Here is a 22,771-nt window from a genome sequence, read left to right as displayed (position 1 = left end):
AACAGGAGAGTTGATTATGAATAAGGATCAAGCAGACGGTAATTGGAAACAGTTTAAAGGTAAAGTTAAAGAAAAATGGGGCAAGTTGACCGACGACGATCTGACAGTCGTTGAAGGGAAACGTGACCAGCTCGTCGGTAAAATCCAGGAACGTTATGGATACCAGAAAGACGAAGCCGAAAAAGAACTCAAGTCTTGGGAAACCGACAACAAGTATCATTGGTAGTCGATAGTTTCTCGAATGCTGCGTCCTGAAATTTAAAAGCTGCTCCTACCCAAGGTGCTTTTCAGGACGCAGGGTACAAGGATGTACCTACCCACTCAGCTTAATGGTCTCTTCCCGAATTTCCCGTAACCAAACTATTTATCGCCAGGTACAAAGAGCAAATGCCCTGCAATTTCCGACTGGGTATTGCTGTCGCTCGGATGCTGGGTGCCTATCATGACGGGAACATCAGGGAAGTCGAACGGCGAAAGGTTTTCAATGCAAGCAACATTCACCCCGTATTGAGAAGGATTGGAACGGCGTTGATGATGGGTATAAATGCCGCAGACCGAGCAGAAAAAGTGTCTGGCCGTTTTGGTATGAAACTGGTATTCGGTGAGTTTGTCTTCACCCTGCAAAATAGTGATGTCGTCAAGATTGGCGGAAACCACGACGGCTCCGCGCATTCTGCAATAAGAACAATCGCAGCGTCTGGCCGTCGTAAAGCCGTCGGTGAGTTTTACGGTAAATTTTACCGCGCCACAGTGACAACTGGCATGATGTTGGTTTTCCATAAGTGCCTCGCAATCAGTTTCCCGAAAGTCTAGCACCTCCCGTCAATCGCGCGTGTCTTTAACGTTTTTTTACCGCAATGCTATGATCGTGTCCGCAATGTTCCTGACTTTCGCAAGACTCGATAACCGAACATTCTGCACATAGGCCATGTGCTTCGACAACGGAATGGCGCAGGACGAAGCCTGACTCTTTCGCAAGCTTGGCCAGGCGGTTCTTCAATGCCGTCTGTGGTTTTCTCGGTGACCAGACCGCAGCGATCGCAGATATACAGCGCAGAGGTATGACTCGGCTCTTCAAAATGGTGACACACCACGTAACTGTTGGCCGACTCCACGCGATGAATAAACCCCTGCTCCAGCAGAAAGTCGAGCGCGCGGTAAACCGTTGGCGGTTTAGCCTGAGGCTCTGTTTTGCGCAGGAGATCGAGTAGGTCATAGGCGCTGATGGCGCCCGGTTGTTCCGTCATCAGACGCAACACTTCAAGCCGCTGCGGGGTAAGCCGAACGCTACGTTGCTGACACAAATGCTCAGCTTGAGTGAGGATATTTTCCGTAGTGGTTGAGTTCATCGCGACGTCTCTGCATAAATAGAACCCCGATTTTACCATGCTTCCTGACATTCTCCGAGGGCTACGCCGCAATACCCAATGACCCGTTCATTTCATTTCCTGCAAGCCGAGGATTATCGAGCACCCGGCTCGCCCGCGCAGCCCGCAGACTTGTTAATTGTGGATAACGCTTTCTCATAACCATATTGATAACCCGCCTCAAAATCCTCTTTCGCATGGCGAATTCTCGGGATGGCGTACAGTTGACGCCGACGCAGGGTCACTCCCTGATTTTCGGGCATGATCTCATTCATATACTCTTCAAATGCCGTCATAAATTGCCTTTATTTCCAGAGTTGCACTATTTGACGTGCTGCCATTCGCCTTCCGTGCCGAGATGCGCGCAAACGCCGTGGCCGGGGGCGACGACCAGCTTGGGAATACCGTCGTCATCGATGATTCGACAAATAAAGCCGAACTTTGCCCACACCGGATAAAATTTTCCTGCGGTAAAATAGTCACAATCGGTATAGCGGGTAAGGATATATTCATCAGGATCTTTCATGGCGTGTTCTCTTTGTCCGGCTTGCTGCGCCGGGACGAAATAGAGAGGAAGACGGTATGACGCAAATGACGGGTGTCCGCTAAGAGTATGGGTGCGCAGCAGCGGGGTAATTAGGTGGAATCATTCCTTTGTTTTCATCAAGGCGCCTTGCGCGATGCCAGCATGACACGGCGCGACTATGTTACAATAGGCCATACTTCAGCCAGTTCCCGTCCCCTTTGCCCGCAATAATAATCAGCAGGTATCGCGCACGGAGAACGCATTAAACAGCCTAACTTGATAAAAATGCTCGAAAATAAAGAAATCCAAACCCCCGTGAATTCAGCGCCCAGCGCTTTTCCATTGCGCCGATGCTGGACTGGACCGACCGTCATTGCCGTCATTTTCATCGCATGATGAGCCGTGAAGCGCTGCTCTATACCGAAATGGTCACGACTGGCGCAATCATTCATGGCAAAGGCGATTATCTGGCGTTTGGCGAAGAAGAGCATCCGGTTGCGCTGCAGCTGGGTGGCAGCAATCCTCAAGATTTGGCAACCTGCGCCAAACTTGCCGAGGCGCGCGGCTATGACGAAATCAATCTTAACGTTGGCTGTCCTTCCGACCGCGTGCAGAACGGCATGTTCGGAGCCTGTCTCATGGCGCAGGCATCACTGGTAGCAGATTGCATCAAGGCGATGCGCGACGTGGTGTCTATTCCGGTGACCGTCAAAACCCGTATCGGCATTGATGAACTCGACAGCTACGAATTCCTCTGCGACTTCGTGCAGCAGGTGTCGGGCCACGGCGAGTGCGAGACCTTTATCATCCATGCGCGAAAAGCCTGGCTTTCTGGGTTAAGTCCGAAAGAAAACCGTGAAGTGCCGCCGCTGGACTATCCGCGCGTTTATCAGCTCAAGCGCGATTTTCCGCATTTAACGATGGCGATTAACGGCGGCATCAAGACACTGGAAGAAGCCGCGCAGCATTTGCAGCATATGGACGGCGTAATGATGGGGCGCGAAGCCTATCAAAATCCTTCCATTTTGCTGGATGTCGACCGCGAACTGTTTGGCAGTGAAGCGCCAGCGTTGACCGGGCCTGACGTCATTCGTTCTCTGTATCCTTACATTGAGGCCGAGTTAACGAAAGGCACCTATCTGGGGCACATTACCCGTCATATTCTGGGCATTTTTCAGGGTATTCCGGGCGCGCGTCAGTGGCGTCGTCACCTTAGCGAAAATGCGCACAAACCGGGCGCGGGTATCGAGGTGGTCGAGCAGGCGCTATCCATGGTGACTCGCCCGCAAATGGCGACCAGCGGCGTTTAATTCTGTTCAAGATTCGCCAATAGTTCGTCTTGTTGACCACATTTCAAAGCCCGCCATCAAGGCGGGTTTTTTATTGCCTTTTAAATCAATAAATTAAGTAATAAATTATCTGGCACGTTTCTTGATATAACTACTGTAGTGATTTTTGCATGACGACGCCTTATTGGGCCTCGCGCGTGCCTATCTGTACAGGAGCTCTCTCATGGCCGAAGTTTTATTTGTTTTAGGTTTTTTCTTTATGCTGCTGATGACCGGCATTTCATTGATTGGAATGATTGCGGCAATGGTTGTGGGATTCGCATTGATGATGGTGGGGGGACTGTTTACGGTTGTTATAAAAATGTTGCCGTGGCTGCTGCTGGCCGTCGCCGTCGTGTGGATCTATCGCGCCTACAAACAGCCCGGGAAGCCGCGCTATAAACGCAGACGTCTGCCGTAATCGCGGCAAAACGGATGGGTGATTTATAAGCGGCTGTTAATTCGGACCATTATTTTGACCCTGGCCGCGAGACATCATGTAATGTGCCCGTCATAGCTTTTACTTATGTGGACTCGATCACAGGTTGAGCCATTAAATGCTTTTAAAGCAAATTAATCATACTTTTTAACATAGGTCGCTGCTAGGATGAATTTCTCGTTGCCGACGTGCCGTTTTTGACGCCGTGCGATTGACGAACCTTATTCATCCAGTCCGGTGAGGCCTAAAATAGTTGCTCAAGCAACATCGTCCCCGGATTTACCTTGCAGTAACCTACAGGCGGTACCGTTCTACCTCAATCTTATTGAGTGCGAACAGCATAAGAGGGCTCCTTAATCGGAGCCCTCTTTGCATCTACCGGTGCTTAAAAAAGTTACTTTCCTGGAATCAACAAGCTGGAGCCAGATGTGGCGCGGCTTTCCAGTGTCTCGTGCGCTCTACGCGCCTCGGAGAGCGGGAACTTCTGCGACTCTTTTACATCCACCTTGATAGCGCCACTGGCAATCAGCGAAAAGAGTTCCTGACTGGCGTGAGTCGGTTCTTCCTGATTGGTGACGTAATTATTAAGGGAAGGGCGGGTGACAAACAGCGACCCTTTCTGGTTCAGAATCCCGAGATTCACGCCGGTGACCGGCCCGGACGCATTACCGAAACTGACCAGCAAACCGTGACGTTTCAGGCTGTCGAGTGAGGCAAGCCAGGTACTTTGCCCCACCGAGTCATAAACGACAGAAACTTTTTCGCCCTGAGTCAATTCCGCCACGCGCGCGGCGACGTCTTCCGTCTGATAATTGATTGTTGCCCAGGCACCGGCTTCTTTCGCAAGTTTGGCTTTTTCTTCGGAACCCACGGTACCTATCAATTTTACGCCCAGCGCTTTTGCCCACTGACAGGCGATAAGGCCTACACCGCCCGCCGCGGCCTGGAACAGAATCGTTTCCCCGGCTTTAACCTTGTAGGTTTGGCGGAACAGATATTCTACGGTCAACCCTTTCAGAAAAGAGGCCGCGGCCTGTTCGAAACTGACGCCTTCGGGCAGCACGGCCACTCTGTAAGCCGGCACATTATGCACTTCGCTATAGGCTCCGAGCGAAGACTGCGCATAGACCACGCGATCGCCGACCTTGATGTGGCGTACGTTAGCGCCGACCTGCTTGACGACGCCCGAAGCCTCGGTTCCAAGCCCAGAAGGCAGGGAGGCCGGTGCATACAATCCGCTGCGCACGTAGGTATCAATGTAGTTGATACCAATCGCGCGGTTCTCGACCTGCACTTCGTCAGCTGCAGGATCTTTAGGGTCAAAATCAACATACTCCAAAACTTCGGGCGCGCCGGTAGCGCTGAATTGAATTCGCTTAGCCATTATTTTTCCTCGCATTTATGTCTGATTTTTACCCTACGCTAATTAATCCGGGCGATCCACACACGGTGTGCTGCTGCTAATACCGTTTAGAAATGAGGCATCATAAGGAATTATAATTCGGTATACTGAGGCGTTATTCACGGCGGTCCTGACCCTCAGGCCGACGTCGCCACGCCCGTTATTCAGAGTAGGAAAGCATTTATCAATGGCCGGAAACAATAAACCAACCAATAAAACGCACGAACCCCGCGATCGTCAGATGGAAGGGCTCAAGCTCCCGCCACACTCCATAGAGGCTGAGCAGTCCGTGCTGGGTGGATTAATGCTGGATAACGAACGCTGGGACAACGTCGCCGAGCGCGTGGTGAGCAATGACTTCTTCAGCCGTCCGCATCGTCTGATTTTCACCGAGATGCAGCGTTTGCTGGAAATGAGCAAGCCTATCGACCTGATTACCCTTTCCGAATCGCTGGAACAAAAGGGCGATCTGGATTCCGTCGGCGGCTTTGCCTATCTGGCCGAACTGTCCAAAAATACCCCGAGCGCCGCCAATATCGGGGCCTACGCCGACATCGTGCGCGAGCGCGCCGTGGTACGCGAGATGATCTCTGTCGCCAATGAAATCGCCGATGCCGGATACGATCCGCAGGGCCGCAGCAGTGAAGACCTGCTCGATTTGGCCGAATCGCGGGTATTCCAGATTGCCGAAAGCCGCGCCAACAAGGATGAAGGGCCGAAAAGTGTAGACCGCATTCTTGAGAGCACCGTAGCGCGCATCGAAGAGTTGTTCCAGCGTCCGCACGACGGCGTAACGGGCGTGTCGACCGGCTACAGCGATCTCGACAAAAAAACCGCCGGACTCCAGAAATCCGACCTGATTATCGTCGCCGCCCGTCCATCGATGGGTAAAACGACCTTCGCCATGAACCTGTGCGAAAACGCCGCGATGATGCAGGAAAAACCGGTGCTTATCTTTAGCCTCGAAATGCCCGGCGACCAGCTGATGATGCGTATGCTGGCTTCACTGTCGCGCGTTGACCAGACACGAATTCGTACCGGTCAACTGGACGACGAGGACTGGGCGCGCATCTCCAGCACGATGGGGATCCTGCTCGAAAAACGCAATATGTATATCGATGACTCCTCGGGCCTGACGCCCACGGAAGTGCGTTCGCGCGCACGCCGTATTTTCCGTGAGCACGGCGGTCTGAGCATGATAATGATCGACTATTTGCAATTGATGCGCGTACCTTCGCTGTCTGATAACCGTACCCTTGAAATCGCCGAGATTTCCCGCTCGCTCAAGGCGCTGGCGAAAGAGTTGCAGGTGCCGGTCGTGGCCCTTTCGCAGCTAAACCGAAGCCTTGAGCAGCGCGCCGATAAACGCCCGGTCAACTCCGACTTGCGTGAGTCCGGCTCCATCGAGCAGGATGCCGACTTGATTATGTTTATCTATCGTGACGAGGTTTATCACGACAATAGCGAAGAAAAGGGCATCGCGCAGATCATTCTCGGCAAACAGCGTAACGGCCCTATCGGTACAGTGCGCCTGACCTTTAACGGACAATGGTCGCGGTTTGATAACTATGGCGGCCCGCAATATGACGAAGATTAATTCTGGGTCAAGTCGAGTGGGCCTGCTTGCGGGAAGCGCCCGGAATTTATACGTATTACCTTAATCATCAAGATTAACACCTTTGAGAAGGACAAAGAATGAAGGCGGCAACGGCGGTCATCGATCGCGGCGCTCTGCGTCATAATCTGCAACGCATTCGGCACGTCGCGCCGCAAAGTCGCGTGGTTGCCGTGGTGAAAGCCAACGCCTATGGCCACGGTTTGCTGGAAGTCGCGCACAGTTTGCAGGATGCCGATTATTATGGCGTGGCCCGTCTTGGCGAAGCGCTGGCATTGCGGGCAGGCGGTATTCACAAACCTATTTTATTACTGGAAGGCTTTTTCTCGGCAGACGACTTGCCGCTGCTGGTGCAGCACGGCATCGAAACGGCAGTGCACTGTATCGAGCAGCTTGAAGCGCTTGAAGCCGCCGAACTCACCGCGCCATTAAAAGTATGGATGAAGCTCGACAGCGGTATGCACCGGCTGGGTGTTGCGCCGAAAGAGGCCGATGCCTTCTATCAGCGCCTTTCACAGTGTGCCAACGTTATTCAGCCAGTGAATATGATGAGTCATTTCAGCCGTGCCGATGAGCCGGAAAGTGATTACACCTTACAGCAATTGCGCTGTTTCGCGGCTTTTACGCAAGGTAAACCGGGCGCGAAAAGCATCGCTGCCTCGGGCGGCACGCTGCTTTGGCCCGCATCGCATCTCGATTTGGTGCGCCCCGGCGTCATCCTGTATGGCGTTTCACCTTTAGGCAGCGCACAGGCCAGTCAGTTTGGCTGCCGTCCTTCCATGACTTTGTCTACAAGCCTGATTGCTGTACGCCAGCATCTGGCAGGCGAAACCCGTGGGTTACGGCGGAATCTGGACCAGCCCACGCGATACAAAATTAGGTGTTATAGCAATGGGTTACGGCGATGGTTATCCACGTAGCGCCCCAAGTGGCACACCAATCTTAATCAATGGCCGTGAAGTGCCGATAGTCGGACGCGTATCGATGGACATGATCTCCGTCGATTTAGGACCTGATGCCGAAGACCGCGTCGGCGATGAAGCGATTCTCTGGGGGCCTGAATTGCCTGTCGAGCGCATCGCCGAAGCGACCGGTATCAGCGCCTACGAACTTATCACCTCATTGACCTCACGCGTAGCACGTCACTACCTCGGCGAATAGCCGGGGTCATTCTCTCTTGGGCTTCCCTCTGTCTTTAGCCATAACCTGTCATTGTCTGCTTACCCGGCATCATTATTGCAAACCTGTCTTCAGGAAATAGCGCTTTCATGGCAAAAAGCGATCGTTAGCAAATAAAGCAACGCTTTGCGCATGAAAAAACTGCTAGTGTGTTTAGCAATAAAATCTATAAGCGAGTGAGCAGCTATGTATAGCATTGATGATTATGATCTTAAAATTCTGACCTTACTGCAGGCAAACGGGCGTTTAACCAATCAGGAACTCAGTGAAATAGTGGGTCTTTCTGCCTCACAGTGTTCGCGCAGAAGAATCAGCCTCGAGCAGCAACAAATGATCCTGGGTTACCATGCCCGTTTAGCACCCGAAGCGCTGGGGTTGGGCATGATTGGATTAATAGAAATCAGACTAATCAACCATTTACCGGAAAACGTCAGCGATTTTCATAAGATGCTGGAGCAGGTCGATGCTGTCATCGATGCGTATAAAACCACGGGCGATGCCGATTATCTGTTGAAAGTCGCCGTGGCCGACCTTGCCGGACTCAGCACGCTAATCAGCCATATTCTTTCGGTACATAAAAGCGTTGCCCATATTAAAACCTCGGTAGTCTTAAACCGCATCAAGGAAAACGGATTACTGACATCTTCCGTCGAATAGTACGCGATCCTTTCGTTAACCTCGACACGGCATTGAACCAGATTGGTGCAATCTCACTAATCTGGTGCATTTATTCCCGAGTTAATGCATAAAAATAGCAATTCCCATTCGAGATGCGCGTGAGTTGAGTGTATTTATAGGTTTACACGCTTGATTTGCGCGAAATCGATTGCCTTCTTACCTCCTGTCGTTAATTATCTATGAAATTTCGCTGACGCAGCGGGCAAACATAGCCTGCGCGTTGTTTCATATTGACCAGCAACAGGCATTTTAAGGCGACAAACCGTTCTATGGACAACACCGACAACCTCACCCAGCCGCAAATAGCGCACACCTGGCTCGAAGACGTACTGGCTATCCTGATGGGTACGCTAATGGTTTCCTTTGGCGTCATGATGCTGCGCCAATCGGGCGCGCTGACCGGCAGCACGGCGGGTCTGGCGTTTCTGATTCATTACCTGACGCATTTCTCGTTCGGCGCGGTTTTCTTCACCATCAATCTGCCGTTCTCATTGGCTGGCCGTTCGCCGTATGGGATGGGCGTTTACCATCAAGACTTTCAGCGCCGTCGCGCTGGTTTCCCTGTTTACCAGCCTCCATCCGCTCTTTATACACTTTGACCATCTTGAACCGTTCTACGCGGTGCTGTTTGGCAACGTGATTATGGGCATGGGCTTTATTGTTCTGTTCCGTCACAAGGCCAGCCTCGGCGGCATGAACATTCTGGCGCTTTATCTACAGGATAAATACGGCATCCGCGCCGGTAAGCTGCAAATGGGCGTGGATTTCGTGATCGTGCTGGCTTCGCTGTTTGTGGTCAGTATTCCGATGCTGATTGCCTCCATTCTTGGCGCATTCATACTGAATCTGATCATCGCCATGAATCACCGTCCGGGCCGTTATACGGTGTAACGGGCACGTAGAAAACCAAAATTTACCTTAAGTGGCGAGTTCTGGAATTTGCCTCGCAACATCGCAACTTAATCGTGATTTTTTTGGATGATATTTGTTAGTCTAGTGGGCATTGAACCTGCCGTAAAAAACACCAGTGCTTCGACAAGAGAAAGCCGCAAACAGCGGTTCTGGCGCTGATCAAGAAGAAAAATTCAAGGAGAAATACCGTGTTCCAACATGTTGATGCTTATGCCGGTGACCCGATTCTGTCGCTGATGGAGAGCTTCAAGAGCGACCCGAGAGAGAAAAAGGTAAACCTGAGCATCGGTCTGTACTATGACGACAAAGGGATTATCCCACAGCTTGGCGCCGTCGAAGCCGCTGAAAATCTGCTGAATGCCCAGCCGCAGGCGGCCTCGGTCTATCTACCGATGGAAGGCCTGACACCATACCGCAGCAGTGTGCAAGCTCTGCTGTTCGGCGCCGAACACGCCGCGTTGCAGCAGCAGCGCATCGCCACCATTCAAACGGTAGGCGGCTCCGGCGCATTGAAAGTAGGTGCCGACTTCCTGAAACACTACTTCCCGAATTCGGAAGTGTGGGTCAGTAATCCAACCTGGGACAACCACGTCGCCATCTTCTCCGGTGCGGGCTTCAAGGTGCACACCTATCCGTATTTCGATGCCGAAAATCTCGGTGTCAACTTCACGGGTATGATGGAAGCATTGCAGGCGCTGCCGGCGCAAAGCATCGTGCTGCTGCACCCATGCTGCCACAACCCGACCGGCTCCGATTTAACGCCGTCGCAGTGGGATCAGGTCATTGAACTGGTCAAGCAACGTGAACTGATTCCGTTCATGGACATCGCCTATCAGGGCTTTGGCGAAGGCATGGAAGAAGACGCCTACGCCATTCGTGCCATGGCGGCCTCCGGCGTTAACATGCTGGTCAGCAACTCGTTCTCCAAAATCTTCTCGCTGTACGGCGAGCGCGTTGGCGGCCTATCCGTAGTATGTGAAGATAGCGAAGCAGCAGGCCGCGTATTGGGTCAGCTTAAAGCAACTGTGCGCCGCAACTACTCAAGCCCGCCAAACTTTGGTGCGAAAGTCGTCGCCACCGTACTGGGCAACGCCGAGCTGAATGCCCAGTGGCTGGCAGAAGTTGAAACCATGCGTACCCGTATCATCGAAATGCGCCAGACGCTGGTCAACAGCCTGAAACAGGCACTGCCGGGCCGTAACTTCGACTACCTGCTGCAACAGCGCGGCATGTTCAGCTACACCGGCTTTAGCGCGGCACAGGTCGATCGCCTGCGTGAAGAGTTTGGGGTTTACCTGATAGCCAGCGGCCGTGTTTGCATGGCGGGTCTAAACCATCACAATGTTGAACAGGTGGCTGCGGCATTCGCTGCGGTCCAGTAACTTTCCCAGGCGAATCGTGATGTCGAGGCACCTTGCCTATGATTGAAATGAAATTTCGCCCATAAAGCATCACTGGAAACAGCAAGGCGCGATCGCAAGGTCGCGCCTTTTCTATCTTTTTCGTGGGGCCGCGTTACTGGATTTTGACTACTACACGTCCGCGAATCTCGCCTTTTATCAGGCGCTGTGCGGCATCGATAGTTTCCTCCAGCGTAATTTCCTGACTAATACTTTCAAGCAATGCGCCATCTACCAATTCGGACAGACGCGACCAGGCGACCTGCCGGTTCTTCTGGCGAACGCGTAACGCTGTTGATCCCCGCCAACGTCACATTTCGTAAAATAAAGGGCGCGACGCTACCTGGAAAATCCAGCCCCTGCGCCATACCGCAGGCTGCCACTACGCCGCTTTCCTTCATGCTGGCGCAGACATTTGCCAGAGTATGGCTTCCTACGGAATCGATAGCGGCCGCCCAGCGCTCTTTTTGCAGTGGCTTGCCCGCCTCGGCGAGTGTGTGGCGATCAATAATTTCGCTGGCGCCGAGCCGGGTTAAATAATCCGTTTCACTCTGCCTGCCGGTCGACGCGGCAACCTGATAACCCAGGCGAGACAGTAGGGCGATGGCAAAACTGCCCACCCCGCCGTTGGCACCGGTGACCAGTACAGGGCCTTTTTCAGGAGTCAGTCCATTCTTCTCGAGGGCGATAATCGCCAGCATCGCCGTGTAGCCCGCTGTGCCAATGATCATGCTCTCTTTCAGGCTAAGGGCGGCCGGAATGGGCGTAAGATAACGCGCATCGATGCTGACCTTTTGCGCCAACCCGCCCCAGGCCTTTTCACCAAATCCCCAACCGTTGAGCAGCACGCGATCCCCTGCCGCAAACAGAGGGTGGGTACTTTTCGAGACGATGCCCGAGAAATCGATGCCGGGAACCAGAGGGAAACTGCGCACGATAGGGCCGCTGCCGGTAATGGCCAATCCATCTTTATAATTCAGCGTTGAATAATGCACATCGACCTGTACTTCACCCGCGGGCAGGTCGCTGTCATCAAGCATTTTAAGGGCGGTCTGATACTGGTCGTTGGCTTTATCAATGACAATGGCTTTAAACATTTTTAACTCCAATAGGCGACGGATGGGGGAACTCACGCGGCAGTCCGGCAAGGAAAAACTGAATGAATTGAGTGAGCGGCGCGGCGTTGCCGTTGAGCTTGGCGCGCATCACCGCACCTTCCCAACCAGTCCAGAAATAGGCGGCAAGGGCATCGCAGTCGGCGGTGGCAGCCAGTTCGTTGGCCCGTTGCGCGGCTTGTAAACACAGGCTCAGGCGCTGTTCCCACTCGGCTAGAATTGCCAGCAACTGCTCACGATAATTCGCCGGCAGGTTCGCCACTTCCTGACCAAGGTTGCCGACCAGACATCCGCGGCTAAACTGATACTTCGCCATGCCGCGTACGGCGTCGTCAACAAAAGCCTCGATGCGTTGCAAGGGAGAGAGACGTTCATCCAGCAGACACTTATCCAGCTTATGGGCAAAAAAGCGGGCATAATTTTCCATAATCGCCTGCCCAAACGCCTCTTTACTCTCGAAATAGTAGTAAAAAGAGCCTTTTGGCACGCCAACCTGACGCAAGATGCCGTCGATGCCCGCAGCGGCAAAGCCCTGGTTCGGTCAGCACGGCGGTTCCGCTTCGGATAAGCGAATCGCGGGTATCAATGTTCTCTCGTCCGGCTTTCGGCGGGCGACCACGGCGTGGTTTTGTCGTTTCAATTGTCATCGGATTAATATAGACCGCCCGTCTTGTTAAATCAAAAGGCGAGTTTATGTGTTTATACTTTCAATGATCTTAATCAATAAAGGAGAACGTCATGTGGTTCCAGAAAGAGCTAAAACTCAAACAGCGCGCACGCGGTTTTCACCTGGTCACCGATGAAATCCTCCAGCAACTCCCGGAAATGCGTCAGCTTTCAATCGGCATGTGTAACGTGTTTATCCAGCATACTTCGGCGGGTTTAACGATTAACGAAAATGCCGATCCGACCGTAAGACAGGATTTTGAAGGCTATTTCAATCGCGCGGTGAAAGAGAATGAGCCGTGGTATCAGCACGATTACGAGGGCAGTGACGATATGCCCGCGCACCTAAAAAGCAGCTTGCTGGGCTGTAGCCTGAACATCCCCATAAGCAATGGCCGCCTGAATCTCGGCACCTGGCAGGGAATCTATCTGTGTGAACACCGCAATCACGGGGGATCTCGTAAGCTCGTGGTGACTCTGCAAGGCGAATAGGCCTTCTCCCTGAGCACGGTAGCGGCGTTGGCTACGCGCATTCACCCGAATCACTGACGTGAGTCAGCTCATCGGGATTCATTAACTTGCCGCCTTGCTACCGCACTCATGGCTTTGGCCTACTTGGCCTTCCCCTGAGCACGGTAGCGGCGTTGGCTACGCGCATTCACCCGAATCACTGACGTGAGTCAGCTCATCGGGATTCATTAACTTGCCGCCTTGCTACCGCACTCATGGCTTTGGCCTACTTGGCGCTTCTCCCGAAGTGCGCTAGCGGCGTTGGCTGCGCGCATTCACCTGAATCACGGCCAAATTGGCGGGATTGCCCGAAAATGGCGGCAGATTGATTATGATTTGTTAACTGTCTTGCAGTTGAGTGTTTTTTGTCCAGCTATACTTCTCTTTCAATTCTCATAGGGAAGAGTGAAAAACATGAACACTGATCAACTGCTGGACTACTGTTTGTCCAAGCCCGGCGCGCACCAAAGTGCAGAAAACCCGTGGCAGGCGAGCCAGGTCAAGGTGGCGGGTGTGATGTTCGCCATGCTGCGCGATATCGACGGGCATCCGGCCATTTCGTTGAAAACCAGTCATCAGACGGCGGAAAATCTCCGCCATCAACATCCTGAAATCATCCCTTGCGACTGCCTGAACAAGGCGCACTGGAACAGTGTGTTGCTCGACGGAAATCTGCCGGATTCCCAATTCTACGCGCTAATCGACAGTTCCTATCAGCTGGTGCTGTCCAGCCTGCCCGAAGAAAAGCGTCACGCTATTTCGGGGTGACGGGTCGCTACCTTTCTGCCCAGACACCGGTCGACAACGTGGCGGGAGAGTAGTCCAGCAACGCGCCGCGGCAGGGCAGCATGGCCGGAAAGCGCCATGCGCGAGTAATTTTCAGCCCCCAGTAGCGCTCTGCTCCGAAGACATTATGCCGGTCGTCTGGCTGCCAGTTAACGGAGGTATGACCTTGCAGGTGCAAGACGTCGCCGCTGTCAAAATCCAGAAACAGCAAGGCAGCACGCGGTTCAGCCAGCATATTGCCGAGCGTATTCATGTAACGATTGCCGCTGAAATCAGGGATCCACAGCGTATCGCCCTCGATTTTGACGAAGCCGGGCTTGCCGCCGCGATGGGAAATATCCGCGCCGCCGCTGGCAAGTTCGTTGTGGGCATGGGTCGCGACAAAAAAGGTGTCGGCAGACAAAATCATTGCTTTCGCCCCGGTATCCAGCCCGTCGAGCGAAACGCATGATCCGGGTCGTCGCGCGAACGGCGTCATTTCCCGTCTCTGAATATACTTCGGACAATTGCCGAAGCTTTGCCTGACCGCAATCTCCAGCCGATTCTTGTCCATGCGGGTAATGTCGCCATTCACCCGATTCCTGCGGCGATTGGAGAAATCCAGCCCCAGCGCCCCGAGCGGTTTGCCTATTTTCAGTGCCGCCAGCGCAGGGTCGTCTTCGCGACGTGGCGCATTGATCCGCAAATGGGATTTATCCACCGTACTGATAAATCCGGGCGGCCCGCAGAGCACCGTGGCCACCGGCCAACCCTGTGCATCTACCGTCGCGATGAAAAACAGCGACAGTCCCGCAAAGAAATCGCGATGCTGCTGCGGCATCGCAGGAAAAATTCCCGGCGTGCCAGGCATAAATCCGGCTATCGACTGGGCACGTTTTTCATCGGGATGGAAGATGTCCATGGCGTCACCTCAGAGAGTGATTTGCTCGGGCAAGGGCAGGGGCGGCGTGGCAATAAAACCCGGCAGCGCTTCGATACGCGCCAGCCACTGTTTGATGGCCGGAAACGCATCAAGAGAAATGCCGCCTTCCGGTGCCAGCGCCACGTAGGTGTAGCAGGCAAGATCGGCGAGAGTCACGTGGGGAGTGACCAGAAATTCGCGACCTGCAAGATGCTGTTCAAGCTGCGGCAAAAATCTTCCGGCAACGTTTATCGCCGAAGCATAATCTTCAGCCGTGCCGAACTGTTTGATAAGCCTGGCCGATGCCACACCATAACGGATTTCGCCCGCAGCCTTGCCGAGCCACTGCTGCGTCAGCGCGGCCTCCACCGCGTTTTTCGGCAGCCAATGCGTATCGGGCGCATAGGTATTCACCAGATAAACCAGAATCGCGTTGCTGTCGGCGATAACCGTTTCACCGTCGACCAACACCGGAATCTGCCCCCACGGATTCAATTTTTTAAATTCCGGCGATTGGCGAACGTCCGCACCGGCTTCGATAAAGTCGTGTGGAAGCTCAAGCATACGCAGCAGCAACGTCACGCGATGAACATGACCTGAAAGTGGCGTGCCATAAAGCGTTAAAGTGGTCATAGCGATTCTCCCTGTGAATGAGTCTGTAGATTACTCTTGCAACAGGCGAATGAAATCCGTGATGATTGAAATTGATAATTTCACCCAATGGAATAATTCATGGATCGCCTGGACGAACTGACTATCTTTCTGGAAGTGTTGAATCAGGGCAGTCTGTCGGGCGCGGCACGAAGGCTGCGCCGCTCTGCACCTGCGGTAACGCGCGCGATAGCATCGCTTGAGCAGCGTTTTGGCGCGCGGCTGGTGGAGCGTACAACCCGTCGATTAGCGCCGACCGAAGCCGGAATTCGTCTAGCCGAACGCGCCGCCGTCGTGCTGAGCCATTATCACGATGCAGTGCAGGATACCGCCGAGACTCAGCTTCGAGGATTGCTGCGTATCACGGCACCCGTCCTCTTTGGGCGTCGGCACGTTGCCCCGTTGGTGATGGAGTTCCAGACGTTGCATCCCGAGATCCAGATCGAGCTTAATTTAAACGATCGCAATCTTGAGTTGATCGAGCAGGGTGTCGATATTGCGGTGCGCATTGGTCATCTCGAAGACTCCTCCAAGGTGGCAAGAAGGCTGGGTGAAGTTCACCTCGTGATGGTCGCCAGCCCCGATTATCTGGCTGATTATGAGGTTATTCAGCATCCCGCCGAACTGGCGCATCACCAAACGATTCTCAGTACCTACGACACGTTTAACGAATGGCGATTTGGAGCGCACGAGGAAGGGCCGCGAATCAGGTTGGCACCGCATCTGTTATTCAACGATGTCGAGACGCGCCGTCTTGCTGTACTCGCAGGCAAGGGCATTGCCCGCTTTCTGTCTTATCAGGTGGCGGAGGATTTGGCCGACGGCACCTTGCAGCGTTTATTGCCTGCTTACGAACCCCTCCCGCTGCCGGTTCAACTGGTGGTGCAAAATATTCAGCGTATGCCGCTGAAAGTCAGAGCCTTTTGGGATTTCGCCCGTGAAAGATTAACTCAACTACCGGAAATTCAATGCCTGAAAGGAAAATGACTCGTATCAAAGAATAGGTAACATTATTCCGTAACACCCGGTAGGGTGATATTCATCACATTTCATTGCTGCAAAAATAACCTAAGCTCACTCCCGTCAACATATTCACGAATTTATAAAACGAAGCCTAATTTATTAGGCGGGGCACCCTACGCTTGTTTTTTATTACCTCAATTGCATGACGTGAAAAAGGGTTAACTATGAATAATGAAATTGTTCTCCTGCCATGGTATCGCCGTGTGACTCGAGCGCAATGGAAGGCATTCTGGGCCGCATGGATGGGTTATTTACTGGATGGGTTTGATTTTGTCATTATTACTCTGGTGCTCACGGAAATAATGGCTGAGTTTCATTTAACCACGCTCGAAGGAGCGGCGTTAATTTCGGCGGCATTTATTCTGCGCTGGTTTGGTGGATTGGCCTTGGGGGCAATGGGCGATAGATTTGGGCGTAAAAGCGCAATGATTACCAGCATTTTATTATTTGCCGGCGGAACCGCTTGCCTGTGGTATGGCACCCAATTATAGCGTGATGTTTATTGCAAGGATTGTCGTCGGAGTTGGCATGGCGGGCGAATACGGAACAAGCTCTGCATATGTTATCGAAACCTGGCCCAAAGATATGCGTAATAAGGCTAGTGCTTTTCTTAATTCGGGATTTTCGGCAGGCGCCATTTTATCGGTGGTCGCCTATAGCGCTATCGTTCCGACATTCGGATGGCGTTCACTCTTCTATATCGGCATTATTCCCGTCTTTTATGCGCTCTGGCTAAGGCGTGCCATTCCAGAGGCAGAAGAATGGGAAAATAATCGCCGGGCAAATAAACAACCCGTTAAAACGATGGTGGATATTCTTTATCGCAGTGGCAGTCAAAAAGTTAATTTCATTAATGTGTCCCTCTCTATTATTGCCTCGATAGCGCTCTATTTTTGTTTTAGCCATCCAACGGCCTTTTGGATAATGGCATTGCTGACAATATTTATTGCATTTGTTTTTATTAGTTTTCTTAGACAAAGTGGCGGGCAAAGATGGCCGACGAGTATTATGCTCACGGTCATCATACTCTGCGTTTTCTTGTATGGCTGGCCGATTCACGCGCTGCTGCCTACCTATCTCAAAACCGATATGCATTATTCCCCTGAAATTGTCGCGCTGGTCTTTTCATTCAGTCGCTTCGGGATGGGATTGGGATGTTGCGTGGCAGGGATTGCAGGAGACTGGCTGGGCACACGAAAAACCTATGTCATCAGTTTACTCGCCGCACAGGTGCTCATCATACCGGTCTTCACCCTGACAGATACCCATGTCTGGCTGCTCTGCGTGCTGATATTCCTGCAACAACTGTTTAGTCAGGGCGTTGGGGGATTACTGGCAAAAATGATCAGCGGGTATTTTGATATCGATGAACGCGCGGCCAATCTTGGCTTCATTTATAACATCGGGTCATTGGGTGGCGCGCTGGCACCGGTATTAGGGGCATTTATCGCCAGCAACTATTCACTGGGCACCGCGCTCGGCGGTCTGTCGTTCACACTGACGTTCGTGGTCATTCTGCTTATCGGTTTTGATATGCCTTCCCGTGTTCAGCGGTGGATAAAGCCCGAAGCCTTGCGTTATTACGATGCGGTCGACGGCACGCCTCTCACGGGGGCCTTCACTAAAGATAATCCTCATGAACCTCAGATATTAGCTGATTCTCTCAAACGAGACTGAATATAACAGGAGTTGCCATGACTATCGGAAACCGTATTTTCCTGAAAAGAAATCTGGAAGCCGCGCAATATCTGGAAGCATTCCGTGAACTGCCGGCCGCTGTGGTCGCGGATTGTATGAGCAGGCTGCCTGCGCTTTCCAGTGACATAAAATTAATGAGTAATCCTTCACGGCCCGTAATGTGCGGCCTGGCCCTGACGGTGAAATCGCGTTCCGGTGATAATCTGATGCTGCACAAAGCCATCGATATGGCGGGCAAAAACGACATTATTATTTTGTCCAACGAAGGGGACCGCAGTCAGTCGCTGATGGGTGAAGTCATGACCACGTATTCACGTCATCGAGGCATTGAAGGCATCGTATTGGATGCGCCTATTCGAGATATCGAGGGTATTTCGAAAATGGATTTTCATATGTATGCCGCAGGACATACGCCGGGCGGGCCTTTCAAGGATGGTCCGGGGAGATCAATGTGCCGATAGCCTGCGGAAAGATTCATGTGTCGCCAGGCGATATCGTGCTGGGTGACGCAGACGGCGTCATCATTATTCCCCGTCAGGATGCGGCAGAGATTCTGGCTGCTGCACAGGCTTACTTAATCATCGATAATCAGAATTTCCGGTTGGCGCAAACGGGAGAACCGCCAAGGGGCTGGATTGACGAGACATTGAAACAAAAAGGGGTTCAGGTTATCGACAGCCTCTATTAACTGACAGCCGTGATTGCCGGAGATAAAAAAAGCGAGTCCGAAGACTCGCTTTTTTACTTTAGGCAGGATGAATACGCTGTCAGGCCGTTTTCTTGACCTTGTGCGTATGTCGCTCGAGCAGCGGCTTCAGGAAGCGCGCCGTGTGCGACTCTTTGCATTCGGCAACGGTTTCAGGGGTTCCGGAAACCAGAATCTGACCGCCGCCCTGACCGCCTTCGGGACCTAAATCGACAATCCAGTCGGCCGTCTTGATAACGTCGAGGTTGTGTTCGATAACCACGATGGTATTGCCCTGATCACGCAGTTGGTGCAGAACCTCAAGCAGCTGCTGAATATCGGCGAAGTGCAGACCGGTGGTCGGCTCATCGAGAATATACAGCGTCTGGCCCGTACCCCGTTTCGACAGCTCGCGCGCCAGTTTCACACGCTGCGCCTCACCGCCGGACAGGGTGGTCGCCGACTGACCCAGACGAATGTAGGACAGGCCCACGTCGATAAGGGTTTGCAGTTTGCGAGCCAGCGCAGGAACCGCGTCGAAGAATTCGCGAGCCTCTTCGATAGTCATGTCCAGCGTTTCGTGAATGCTCTTGCCCTTGTACTTGATTTCAAGCGTTTCACGGTTGTAGCGCTTGCCTTTGCAATGATCGCAAGGCACGTAGATATCGGGCAGGAAGTGCATCTCAACCTTGATAACGCCGTCACCCTGACAGGCTTCGCAACGACCGCCTTTCACGTTGAAGCTGAAGCGACCCGGCGTATAACCTCGCGAACGCGATTCCGGCACACCGGCAAAGAGTTCACGCACCGGCGTAAAGATGCCGGTATAGGTCGCAGGGTTGGAGCGCGGCGTACGGCCAATGGGGCTCTGGTCGATATCAATGACTTTATCGAAATGTTCCAGACCCTGAATGTCGCGGTACGGCGCTGCTTCGGCGATGGTCGCGCCATTCAGCTGACGCTGCGCCAGCGGGAACAGCGTATCGTTGATGAGCGTCGATTTACCTGAACCGGAAACACCGGTGATACAGGTGAACAGGCCCACCGGCAGCGTAAGTGTGACATCTTTCAGGTTGTTGCCCGTGGCCCCCATCAGTTTCAACACTTTGGTGGCGTCGGCCTGAACGCGCTGCGCGGGGACGGAAATTTCGCGTTTTCCGGAAAGGAACTGTCCGGTCAGCGACTCTTCCTTCGCCATGATATCTTCCGCCGTACCCTCTGCCACGACTTCACCGCCGTGAACACCGGCACCCGGACCGATATCGATAATATGGTCGGCGGCGCGAATCGCGTCTTCGTCATGCTCGACCACAATAACGGTATTTCCGAGGTCGCGAAGATGAATCAGCGTTTCCAGAAGACGTTCGTTATCGCGCTGATGCAGACCAATCGAAGGTTCATCCAGCACGTACATCACGCCGACCAGACCCGCGCCAATCTGACTTGCCAGACGAATACGCTGGGCCTCGCCGCCGGACAGCGTTTCGGCTGAACGCGACAGAGACAGATAATTTAGCCCCACATTGACCAGGAATCGCAGACGATCGCCGATTTCTTTCAAAATCTTTTCGGCAATCTGCTTGCGCTGACCGCTGAGGTTCATGCCGAGGAAGAAATCCATCGCATGACCGATGCTGAAATCAGAAATTTCAGGCAGAGTCGTTTCTTCAACGAAGACGTTACGCGCTTCTTCGCGCAGACGCGTTCCTTTACAGGAGGCGCAAGGGCGATTGCTGATATATTTCGCCAGCTCTTCACGCACCGCGCTGGATTCCGTCTCTTTGTAACGGCGCTCCATATTATGCAGCACGCCCTCAAACGGGTGACGACGCACGGAGGTGTCGCCGCGATCGTTGATATATTTAAACTCGATGGTCTGCTTGCCCGAACCGTGCAGAATAGCGTGAACCACGTCCTGACTCAGGTCATTAAACGACGATTCGACATCGAATTTATAGTGCTCGCCGAGAGAACGCAGCATCTGGAAATAGTAGAAATTACGGCGATCCCAGCCGCGAATCGCACCACCGGCCAGTGACAGCTCCGGATTCTGAATCACGCGTTCAGGGTCGAAGAACTGCTGTACACCTAGACCGTCACAGGTTGGGCAGGCGCCGGCCGGGTTGTTGAACGAGAACATGCGTGGCTCAAGCTCACGCATGCTGTAGCCGCAAACCGGACAGGCAAAGTTGGCGGAGAACAGCATTTCGGGCGCTTTCGGGTCATCCATATCGGCGACTACGGCAGTCCCGCCGGAAAGTTCCAGTGCCGTTTCGAAGGACTCCGCCAGACGCTGTGCGAGATCGTCGCGCACTTTGAAACGGTCTACGACCACTTCAATGCTGTGTTTTTTCTGCAATTCGAGCTTGGGAGGATCGGAGAGATCACAGACCTCGCCGTCGATCCGGGCGCGGATATACCCCTGCGCAGCCAGATTCTCCAGCGTCTTGGTGTGTTCGCCTTTACGATCTTTAATGATAGGTGCCAGCAGCATCAGGCGCTGACCTTCAGGCTGCGACAGCACGTTATCGACCATCTGACTGACCGTCTGTGCCGCCAGCGGCACACCATGTTCGGGACAGCGCGGCTCACCCACGCGGGCGAATAGCAGACGCAGGTAGTCGTGGATCTCGGTGATGGTGCCGACCGTCGATCGCGGGTTATGTGACGTTGATTTCTGTTCAATGGAAATCGCCGGTGACAATCCTTCAATGTGGTCGACGTCCGGTTTTTCCATCAAGGATAAAAATTGGCGCGCATAGGCCGACAGGGATTCGACGTAACGGCGCTGCCCTTCGGCATACAGGGTGTCAAAAGCGAGTGAGGACTTGCCAGATCCGGATAATCCGGTGACAACAATCAGTTTGTCGCGCGGAATAATCAGGTTGATATTCTTGAGATTATGGGTACGTGCGCCCCGAACTTCGATCTTATCCATTCATCATTCCCGGAATAACTTGAAAGCTCACCGTGCCGGTGACTGTCCGTGATGCGCGTAGGGATGTGGATACCCGTTTACCGATTGAATCGGGTATATCCGCCCCAGTCACTGCATCTGAATCAGAAAATTGGGCACAGAAAGTACGAAACGAGTAAGTATGACACAAAAAAACCTGAATGGATATCCAGTATAAAGATGCAAGCTTGTCGACTCTGTAAACATTATCTGGATCGGTATCTAAGGTATTATCTAGAATCTGCCCATGCTAAAATTGATCGTTTATACTAGATAAAATTAACTCATCAGGAGAGTCGACATGGCCAGCAGAGGCGTAAACAAAGTGATTCTGGTTGGGAATCTGGGTCAGGATCCCGAAGTCCGCTACATGCCTAACGGCGGTGCTGTTGCCAATATCACCCTGGCAACGTCAGAAAGCTGGCGCGACAAGGCGACCGGCGAGCAGAAAGAGAAAACCGAATGGCACCGCGTTGTGCTGTTTGGCAAGCTGGCAGAAGTTGCGGGCGAATACCTGCGTAAAGGCTCTCAGGTTTATATCGAAGGCGCATTGCAGACCCGTAAATGGACCGATCAGGCTGGCGTTGAAAAATACACCACTGAAATCGTTGTCAACGTTGGCGGCACCATGCAAATGCTGGGCGGTCGTGCGGGCGGCGGTGCTCCTGCAGGCGGCGGCCAGGCAGGTCAGTCTTCGGGCGGCCAGCAGGGCGGTTGGGGTCAGCCTCAGCAGCCACAGGGCGGTAATCAGTTCAGCGGCGGTCAGCAATCACGTCCGGCGGCGCAGAACAACAATACCCCTGCACAAAGCAACGAACCGCCAATGGATTTTGACGACGACATTCCTTTCTAAGAAAGCCGTTTAAAATTTCCTGTTCCGAACCCGCCATGCTGCGAGTTTAGAAATAGAACCCCGCCTTGGCGGGGTTTTTTT

16 protein-coding genes and 8 pseudogenes are annotated in these 22,771 nt (G+C 53.0%); 14 read left to right on the top strand and 10 right to left on the bottom strand.

What is annotated here, in order from left to right; all coding sequences use genetic code 11:
* The first annotated feature begins 16 nt into the window (after nt 1-16).
* Entirely contained in the window at nt 17-226 is a 210-nt protein-coding gene (locus O1V66_RS15650; protein WP_045048264.1) for a CsbD family protein, read from the top strand.
* Between the two features lie 134 nt (nt 227-360).
* Here O1V66_RS15650 and O1V66_RS15645 read toward each other — a convergent pair whose 3' ends face one another.
* The 4 genes and pseudogenes from O1V66_RS15645 to O1V66_RS15630 form a co-directional block, all read right to left on the bottom strand.
* Nucleotides 361-780, bottom strand: coding sequence for a GFA family protein (locus O1V66_RS15645; protein WP_045048265.1), 420 nt, complete (start codon nt 778-780; stop codon nt 361-363).
* Nucleotides 781-838: 58 nt separating this feature from the next.
* Nucleotides 839-1,349 (bottom strand): annotated as a pseudogene (gene zur / locus O1V66_RS15640) (zinc uptake transcriptional repressor Zur).
* A 113-nt stretch (nt 1,350-1,462) separates the two neighbouring features.
* A complete protein-coding gene (locus O1V66_RS15635) occupies nt 1,463-1,663 on the bottom strand; it encodes a hypothetical protein (protein ID WP_045048266.1) in 201 nt (66 codons plus the stop codon).
* Between the two features lie 26 nt (nt 1,664-1,689).
* Nucleotides 1,690-1,893, bottom strand: coding sequence for a hypothetical protein (locus tag O1V66_RS15630; RefSeq protein ID WP_045048267.1), 204 nt, complete (start codon nt 1,891-1,893; stop codon nt 1,690-1,692).
* Nucleotides 1,894-2,213: 320 nt separating this feature from the next.
* Between O1V66_RS15630 and dusA the strand changes: the two are divergent.
* Both dusA and pspG read left to right on the top strand, forming a co-directional pair.
* Nucleotides 2,214-3,203 (top strand): annotated as a pseudogene (gene dusA, locus O1V66_RS15625) (tRNA dihydrouridine(20/20a) synthase DusA); the annotation flags it as partial.
* 202 nt (nt 3,204-3,405) lie between these two features.
* A complete protein-coding gene (gene pspG / locus O1V66_RS15620) occupies nt 3,406-3,642 on the top strand; it encodes an envelope stress response protein PspG (protein WP_045048269.1) in 237 nt (78 codons plus the stop codon).
* 412 nt (nt 3,643-4,054) lie between these two features.
* On the opposite strand, the gene O1V66_RS15615 is transcribed toward pspG, so the two are convergent.
* Nucleotides 4,055-5,044, bottom strand: coding sequence for a quinone oxidoreductase (locus O1V66_RS15615; RefSeq protein ID WP_269127900.1), 990 nt, complete (start codon nt 5,042-5,044; stop codon nt 4,055-4,057).
* Nucleotides 5,045-5,249: 205 nt separating this feature from the next.
* Here O1V66_RS15615 and dnaB point away from each other — a divergent pair, with 205 nt between their 5' ends.
* The 5 genes and pseudogenes from dnaB (at nt 5,250) to O1V66_RS15590 (ending at nt 10,828) form a co-directional block, all read left to right on the top strand.
* Nucleotides 5,250-6,659, top strand: a complete 1,410-nt coding sequence (gene dnaB / locus O1V66_RS15610) for a replicative DNA helicase (protein ID WP_045048271.1) — start codon at nt 5,250-5,252, stop codon at nt 6,657-6,659.
* Between the two features lie 98 nt (nt 6,660-6,757).
* A pseudogene (gene alr, locus O1V66_RS15605) lies at nt 6,758-7,838 on the top strand (alanine racemase).
* A 204-nt stretch (nt 7,839-8,042) separates the two neighbouring features.
* Nucleotides 8,043-8,513 carry an Lrp/AsnC family transcriptional regulator gene (locus tag O1V66_RS15600; protein WP_045048273.1) on the top strand — a complete coding sequence of 157 codons (471 nt, stop codon included), beginning with the start codon at nt 8,043-8,045 and terminating at the stop codon, nt 8,511-8,513.
* Nucleotides 8,514-8,803: 290 nt separating this feature from the next.
* Nucleotides 8,804-9,425: pseudogene (locus tag O1V66_RS15595) on the top strand (YitT family protein).
* Between the two features lie 209 nt (nt 9,426-9,634).
* Complete coding sequence (locus O1V66_RS15590) at nt 9,635-10,828, top strand: amino acid aminotransferase (protein WP_045048275.1); 1,194 nt, start codon at nt 9,635-9,637, stop codon at nt 10,826-10,828.
* 133 nt (nt 10,829-10,961) lie between these two features.
* Here the strand turns inward: O1V66_RS15590 and acuI are convergent.
* Together acuI and acuR are read right to left on the bottom strand one after the other, a co-directional pair.
* Nucleotides 10,962-11,943 (bottom strand): annotated as a pseudogene (gene acuI / locus O1V66_RS15585) (acrylyl-CoA reductase (NADPH)).
* Nucleotides 11,936-12,617, bottom strand: a pseudogene (gene acuR, locus O1V66_RS15580) (acrylate utilization transcriptional regulator AcuR). The pseudogenes acuI and acuR overlap by 8 nt, the downstream one beginning before the upstream one ends.
* An 82-nt stretch (nt 12,618-12,699) precedes the next feature.
* Between acuR and O1V66_RS15575 the strand changes: the two are divergent.
* Together O1V66_RS15575 and O1V66_RS15570 are read left to right on the top strand one after the other, a co-directional pair.
* Nucleotides 12,700-13,119: a secondary thiamine-phosphate synthase enzyme YjbQ gene (locus O1V66_RS15575; protein ID WP_045048278.1), complete on the top strand. Its 420-nt coding sequence runs from the start codon at nt 12,700-12,702 to the stop codon at nt 13,117-13,119.
* 432 nt (nt 13,120-13,551) lie between these two features.
* Nucleotides 13,552-13,905: an MmcQ/YjbR family DNA-binding protein gene (locus O1V66_RS15570; RefSeq protein ID WP_045048279.1), complete on the top strand. Its 354-nt coding sequence runs from the start codon at nt 13,552-13,554 to the stop codon at nt 13,903-13,905.
* Between the two features lie 7 nt (nt 13,906-13,912).
* Here O1V66_RS15570 and O1V66_RS15565 read toward each other — a convergent pair whose 3' ends face one another.
* Together O1V66_RS15565 and O1V66_RS15560 are read right to left on the bottom strand one after the other, a co-directional pair.
* The gene (locus O1V66_RS15565; protein ID WP_045048280.1) at nt 13,913-14,824 is read right to left on the bottom strand and encodes a pyridoxamine 5'-phosphate oxidase family protein; all 912 of its coding nucleotides are present in this window, start codon (nt 14,822-14,824) and stop codon (nt 13,913-13,915) included.
* Between the two features lie 9 nt (nt 14,825-14,833).
* Nucleotides 14,834-15,457, bottom strand: a complete 624-nt coding sequence (locus tag O1V66_RS15560; RefSeq protein ID WP_045048281.1) for a glutathione S-transferase family protein — start codon at nt 15,455-15,457, stop codon at nt 14,834-14,836.
* A gap of 99 nt (nt 15,458-15,556) precedes the next feature.
* Here O1V66_RS15560 and O1V66_RS15555 point away from each other — a divergent pair, with 99 nt between their 5' ends.
* From O1V66_RS15555 to O1V66_RS21935, 3 genes and pseudogenes are all read left to right on the top strand, one after another.
* On the top strand, nt 15,557-16,462 hold the full coding sequence (locus tag O1V66_RS15555) for a LysR family transcriptional regulator (RefSeq protein WP_045048282.1): 906 nt from the start codon (nt 15,557-15,559) through the stop codon (nt 16,460-16,462).
* Between the two features lie 200 nt (nt 16,463-16,662).
* Nucleotides 16,663-18,175, top strand: a pseudogene (locus O1V66_RS15550) (sialate:H+ symport family MFS transporter).
* A 17-nt stretch (nt 18,176-18,192) separates the two neighbouring features.
* Nucleotides 18,193-18,884, top strand: a pseudogene (locus tag O1V66_RS21935) (RraA family protein).
* A 79-nt stretch (nt 18,885-18,963) separates the two neighbouring features.
* Here the strand turns inward: O1V66_RS21935 and uvrA are convergent.
* The gene (gene uvrA / locus O1V66_RS15540) at nt 18,964-21,819 is read right to left on the bottom strand and encodes an excinuclease ABC subunit UvrA (protein ID WP_045048285.1); all 2,856 of its coding nucleotides are present in this window, start codon (nt 21,817-21,819) and stop codon (nt 18,964-18,966) included.
* Between the two features lie 319 nt (nt 21,820-22,138).
* On the opposite strand from uvrA, the gene O1V66_RS15535 reads away from it, so the two are divergent.
* Nucleotides 22,139-22,690, top strand: coding sequence for a single-stranded DNA-binding protein (locus tag O1V66_RS15535; RefSeq protein WP_045048286.1), 552 nt, complete (start codon nt 22,139-22,141; stop codon nt 22,688-22,690).
* Nucleotides 22,691-22,771: the final 81 nt, after the last annotated feature.

Source organism: Rouxiella chamberiensis (assembly GCF_026967475.1).
Taxonomy (GTDB): Bacteria; Pseudomonadota; Gammaproteobacteria; order Enterobacterales; family Enterobacteriaceae; genus Rouxiella; species Rouxiella chamberiensis.
The sequence above is the reverse complement of the archived record's forward strand: the minus strand, read 5'-3'. Positions and strand labels throughout refer to the sequence as shown.

Coding starts and splice junctions, on each gene's coding strand:
- O1V66_RS15650 (WP_045048264.1), top strand. CDS start 17: ATGAATAAGGATCAAGCAGACGGTAATTGGAAACAGTTTAAAGGTAAA.
- O1V66_RS15645 (WP_045048265.1), bottom strand. CDS start 780: ATGGAAAACCAACATCATGCCAGTTGTCACTGTGGCGCGGTAAAATTT.
- O1V66_RS15635 (WP_045048266.1), bottom strand. CDS start 1,663: ATGACGGCATTTGAAGAGTATATGAATGAGATCATGCCCGAAAATCAG.
- O1V66_RS15630 (WP_045048267.1), bottom strand. CDS start 1,893: ATGAAAGATCCTGATGAATATATCCTTACCCGCTATACCGATTGTGAC.
- pspG (WP_045048269.1), top strand. CDS start 3,406: ATGGCCGAAGTTTTATTTGTTTTAGGTTTTTTCTTTATGCTGCTGATG.
- O1V66_RS15615 (WP_269127900.1), bottom strand. CDS start 5,044: ATGGCTAAGCGAATTCAATTCAGCGCTACCGGCGCGCCCGAAGTTTTG.
- dnaB (WP_045048271.1), top strand. CDS start 5,250: ATGGCCGGAAACAATAAACCAACCAATAAAACGCACGAACCCCGCGAT.
- O1V66_RS15600 (WP_045048273.1), top strand. CDS start 8,043: ATGTATAGCATTGATGATTATGATCTTAAAATTCTGACCTTACTGCAG.
- O1V66_RS15575 (WP_045048278.1), top strand. CDS start 12,700: ATGTGGTTCCAGAAAGAGCTAAAACTCAAACAGCGCGCACGCGGTTTT.
- O1V66_RS15570 (WP_045048279.1), top strand. CDS start 13,552: ATGAACACTGATCAACTGCTGGACTACTGTTTGTCCAAGCCCGGCGCG.
- O1V66_RS15565 (WP_045048280.1), bottom strand. CDS start 14,824: ATGGACATCTTCCATCCCGATGAAAAACGTGCCCAGTCGATAGCCGGA.
- O1V66_RS15560 (WP_045048281.1), bottom strand. CDS start 15,457: ATGACCACTTTAACGCTTTATGGCACGCCACTTTCAGGTCATGTTCAT.
- O1V66_RS15555 (WP_045048282.1), top strand. CDS start 15,557: ATGGATCGCCTGGACGAACTGACTATCTTTCTGGAAGTGTTGAATCAG.
- uvrA (WP_045048285.1), bottom strand. CDS start 21,819: ATGGATAAGATCGAAGTTCGGGGCGCACGTACCCATAATCTCAAGAAT.
- O1V66_RS15535 (WP_045048286.1), top strand. CDS start 22,139: ATGGCCAGCAGAGGCGTAAACAAAGTGATTCTGGTTGGGAATCTGGGT.